At 58.8% G+C, this 4,532-nt stretch carries 3 protein-coding genes and 2 pseudogenes; 1 reads left to right on the forward strand and 4 read right to left on the reverse strand.

The window, feature by feature from the left end; translation table 11 throughout:
• Positions 1–213: 213 nt before the first annotated feature.
• A pseudogene (locus tag BJI47_RS12480) lies at positions 214–531 on the reverse strand (IS1380 family transposase); the annotation flags it as partial.
• A gap of 179 nt (positions 532–710) precedes the next feature.
• Here BJI47_RS12480 and BJI47_RS12485 point away from each other — a divergent pair.
• A pseudogene (locus BJI47_RS12485) lies at positions 711–1,861 on the forward strand (IS3 family transposase).
• 597 nt (positions 1,862–2,458) lie between these two features.
• Here the strand turns inward: BJI47_RS12485 and BJI47_RS23930 are convergent.
• The 3 genes from BJI47_RS23930 to BJI47_RS12505 all read right to left on the reverse strand — a co-directional run bounded on the left by BJI47_RS23930 (position 2,459) and on the right by BJI47_RS12505 (position 4,293).
• A complete protein-coding gene (locus BJI47_RS23930; RefSeq protein ID WP_139804865.1) occupies positions 2,459–3,016 on the reverse strand; it encodes a hypothetical protein in 558 nt (185 codons plus the stop codon).
• A 149-nt stretch (positions 3,017–3,165) separates the two neighbouring features.
• A complete protein-coding gene (locus BJI47_RS12500) occupies positions 3,166–3,744 on the reverse strand; it encodes a DUF4352 domain-containing protein (protein ID WP_254900569.1) in 579 nt (192 codons plus the stop codon).
• A 42-nt stretch (positions 3,745–3,786) separates the two neighbouring features.
• Positions 3,787–4,293 (reverse strand): hypothetical protein, encoded by a 507-nt coding sequence (locus BJI47_RS12505; RefSeq protein WP_088944030.1) that lies wholly within the window; start codon positions 4,291–4,293, stop codon positions 3,787–3,789.
• Positions 4,294–4,532: the final 239 nt, after the last annotated feature.

Raw genomic sequence — 4,532 nt, forward strand, 5'->3', positions numbered from 1 at the left:
TCACCCATCCACTACGAGGCACACCTCACCCTACCTCAACGGACACTAACTGAACGGTATTGAGCTAAGCCTCGATCCACCGACTGAGGTGATGTGCTGTGGTCGATGACCAAAGTGTGGGGTCGGGACTTGTTGGGCGTGCTTCGTCCGCTGGTCTCCCCAGCTTTTCCACGATTGTCGTTGCTCGGGCCGAGTCGGCGTGTCGGGTGAGGATCAGGCGTTTGTATATGGGCTAAATCCAATGATGTTGCGCCATAACCGAAGCCATCCGTCGAGCCACGGCCAGTGTCGTGGCAGGTGCAGCGTGGGTGCGCGCTGCGGCCGAACGAAACGCGCGGGGATGTTGACGATTTTCCGCTGAAGCATCATTCCGCGAGCCTTCGCGAGCCTCCCGCCGGCGACGGTTCCGGCGGCGCGCAGCAGGTTGTGGGCGATCGCTGCGCACTGCACCCAGGCGGAGTTCGCGCCGAATGATCCCGAGGGCATGTGCGCAAGCGGTCCGTTGATCAGATCGGAGAACACGGTTTCGATGTTATGCGGACATCCGCATAACATCGATTATGTCGATGTCCGGGTTATGTCGATGTTTTTCCTGAAGCGTCTGGTCAGGGTGAATCACCCCGGCGTGTCCGGAGACTTTGATGTACCCCGAGTTTTCCGGAGTTCGTTTGTTTTACTTCAGGCATTGATGCACCCGAGAGAGGTCCACGATGCCCCGACGTTATCCACCCGAGTTCCGCCGGAAAGTGCTCGATCTGTTGAAGTCAGGACGCACGGTCGCCGAGGTCGCCTCAGGTCTCGATGTAACCGAGCAGACGATCTACAACTGGCGTAACCAGGAGCTCATCGATACCGGGCAGAAGCCTGGGCTGAGCTCGATCGAGAGCGCCGAACTCGCCGCCGCCCGTCGTCGTATCGCCGAACTGGAGACCGAGCTCGCCATTGCCAAACGCTCCACGGAACTGCTGAAGTCGGTGGTGCTCCCAAAAGGCGGTTCGAAGCGATCGAGGTGATGGCAAAGGAAGGACTACCAGTACAAACCGCATGTCGCATTCTGGAGGTGTCGGAGTCCGGCTTCTACGAGTGGCGCAATCGCCCACCCTCGGAACGCTCGCTACGTCACGCATGGCTGACGCAGCTGATCACCGAGGTTCATACCGCCTCGCATGGCACCTACGGGGCCCGCCGAGTTCATGCTGAACTCACCCTTGGTCACGGTATTGCCGTCGGACACGGTTGTGTCGAATTGTTGATGAGAGCTGCTGGTGTGAAGGGACTTCCGGGAAACAAGCGTGCGCGTTCCAAGCATCAAACCCCGACTGCGAGCGATCTCGTGGACCGTAAGTTCGCCCGCGGGGAGCCGAACAAACTGTGGGTCACAGACATCACGGAGCATCCTACGCGCGAAGGCAAGGTCTACTGCGCCGTTGTCTTGGATACGTTTTCGAGGCGGGTCGTCGGGTGGTCTATCGACAGTTCTCAGACGGCGACGTTGGTGACGAATGCTCTGGGAATGGCCATTTCGAATCGGGGCCCGACGCCCGGCACTTTGATTCATTCCGACCACGGAGTGCAATTCACATCGTGGGCGTTCACCCGCCGGGCGCACGAATCGGGACTGGTCCCGTCGATGGGATCGATCGGCGATTGCTACGACAATGCTGTCATCGAATCATTCTGGGGCAGAATGCAAACCGAACTCTTGAACAGGAAGCGATGGAGAACGAGGATCGAATTGGCCAACGCCATGTTCGAGTACCTCGAGATCTTTCACAATCGCCAACGCAGGCACAGCGCTCTCGGGATGCTGACACCGATCGAGTTCGAGAACGTACACTTCACACATCAACCCGTAGCCTGAAGTCAAATATGACGGCGCCACGAAACACGGGGCACATCAAAGTCTCCGGACTTACCGGGGTGATTCAGTGGGTGGTTCTAGTTGGGATTACAGATGTAGTCCAAACGGTTACCAATTTTCCGGGGCCGGGATTTTTCGACTCGGGAGCAAACTATGCGAACAAGCAGGAGCAGAAAGTCGCTGACGTGAAAGCAATGTCAATCGTCTTCCTTTTCGGATTGGCTATTGCTGGTGGTTCGGCGGCTGTGATCGCCCTCTAGACGTTGAGATCCAGTTCAGGAGTATGTGGTCTCGCTGCGGGGTCGAGAACGTACACTTCAAACGTCAACTCGTGGTCTGAAGTCAAATGCCGCAGCTCCGCGTACCTCGGGGCACATCAAAGTCTCCGGAAACTCCGGTGCGATTCCGGGACGAGCTCGAAGTCTACAGTTCGCTCAAAGCCTCGGCGAACTGGTTATAGATCGACTTGCGGCTGGGCCTGCCACGTGGCATTACGACCTTCTTCCAGAAGTTGTAGCATCCGCGTGTCAGCTAAATGTACAGAACAGATTCTGAAGTTGATACACCGGCGAGCTGGCTAAATGAACAAAACAACTTCTACTGCTTCGCTCGCCTCCGAGCGATGCCGAGCTCGAACCCCGCACGCCGGGCGCGCAGGGCAGCGAGTTGGCGATCACGATCGCCTCCAAGATCCGAGGCCTCCAGTTCAGCGATCTTCCGGTCCACCCTGGCCAGCGCGGTTCGCAGTTCGGAGAGCTGCTTCGCAATCTTCAACGTCGGATCTTGGGGAGCACTCCGCCTGGATTTCGCCGCGGCCTTCTTCGACGACCGATTCCGCTTGATCGCGTTCAGTTCCTTCTTCGCCCTCGCGGCATCAGACCGGTACTTCGTCTCGAGGCTGGAACCTCCAGACGTCGATCTGTCCAATGCACGCAAGCCGTTCGCAGACATGAAGCGTGACGCGCTCTCGATGATCAATTCGAGCTTGCGGCAACGCTTACACCGACGAGCGGCCGTCTTCGACGTGCTCTTTCCACCACACCAGGTGCACGGGAGCGCCCGTAGCCGGGGATCCAGTGTTCGGTTACGGGATGCTTTCGTTTCTCGTGGACCGATGCCCGACGGGCTACCGGTATGCAACTGCACGCGGCCCATACTGAATTCCTCCTGCACCTGATCTGACCGAAAGGTTCTAAACGGGCACGACCATGCACGTTTCACGAGTGTCGGGCCCAGCTTGGAGCTAGGCCCGACACTCGTGGTTGACAATCCGAATCCGGTCCGCGAAAGACCGCGTCATCGGATCATCTCAGCGCGACGCGAGTCCCGCCAGAGAACATCGAATCGTGCAGCTCTATCTCCGCCGGGACCGCGCCCACCGGCATGTCGAACACCACCTTCATGGTGACGCTGTTGCCTGGGTTGATCTCGTCCCAGATCGCGACATCACTGTCGAGACCGATCGCAGCGGACGTATCCGCACTGAACTTTCGTCCCTCGGCGTCGTACATTTCTTGTGCACTGGGGCTGAGGCTCTTCGGCTCAGCCGAGGTGTTGAGCACAGAGATGCTCACGATGACGAACTGGCCCTGAGCTTTCTCCACCAGATACGGGTTGTCGCCAACTTCGCTGAGCCCGGACTCCACGTCGGTGACGGTGAACTCGAACTTGCCATCACGCACCGGTGCACCGAGACCCGGCAGCGCGGCCGGAGGTGCCTCGGCACTGTCCGAAGCGTCCTCGACGACGACAGCTTGCGCAGGTGCTTCGGTCTTCGGTTCGGGATCCGAGAGGTTGGCGAGGACTCCGAACGCGACCAGAACCGCGGGGATACCGACCCAGGGCCACTTCTTCGACTTCTTCTCCGTTGGTGCTACTGGCATGTTGGTCATGATGCTTCTCTCTTTCATGGGATAGATGTGGTGTCACCCGAGTGAAAAGGCAAGGCCGGCTTCGGCTTCGGCCTCGGTATAGGTGAGCTCTCCGCGGTGGCTGACTTCGACCTTGTAGAACTGACTCCCGCGGGGAACGGACGGCACGGTGAAGTCCAGCCAACATCCGCTGGCACCGCCGGAGCTCTTGCCGATGGCGCCCTTGGCGAGCAAAGTGCCGGCCTCGTCCATCACCGTCACCGCAACGCCCGGGCCGATGTCCTTGTAACCGCCCTTGCCTGCGCACTCGTAGCCCTCGGGCAGTCCGGAGGTCGTGATGTTGTCCTCGAGGGTGATAGCGCCCTGAATTTCAAAGGTGTCCGGCGCCTGATCAGCTGTGAATGCAACAACGGCTACACCGATCACCGACGCAACAATTGCAACTGCACCTGCGCCGACGGCCGCTGCCAGAATTATCGGGCGGCGTGACCTCGAGTTGGTGGCCGGCAGCGGTTCCGAGGGCGGATCCGGTTGCGGCTCTTGTAAATCCGGGATTGTCATCCAGTACTCCTTGATGGCGGGTGTCTGACCACAATCTTGAGGCCAACCCGTCTGAAAGCCGCACAGTCGTGTGATAACCCCAGTTATCGATGGACACCAATTGTCGACTCTGATTTCCACATATCCTTCGGCAGTCGAACCACTTACGACACCGACCAACCGTTACCGTTTAAGTTCAATACCGTTCAGTTAGTGTCTGTTGAGGTAGGGTGAGGTGTGCCTCGTAGTGGATGGGTGAA

It is taken from the genome of Rhodococcus sp. 1168, assembly GCF_002091955.1.
GTDB lineage: Bacteria > Actinomycetota > Actinomycetes > Mycobacteriales > Mycobacteriaceae > Rhodococcoides.

What these genes read in the sequence shown, in the direction of transcription:
- BJI47_RS12505 (WP_088944030.1), bottom strand. Translation starts at nt 4,293, where the DNA reads ATGACAATCCCGGATTTACAAGAGCCGCAACCGGATCCGCCCTCGGAA.
- BJI47_RS23930 (WP_139804865.1), bottom strand. Translation starts at nt 3,016, where the DNA reads ATGGGCCGCGTGCAGTTGCATACCGGTAGCCCGTCGGGCATCGGTCCA.
- BJI47_RS12500 (WP_254900569.1), bottom strand. Translation starts at nt 3,744, where the DNA reads ATGCCAGTAGCACCAACGGAGAAGAAGTCGAAGAAGTGGCCCTGGGTC.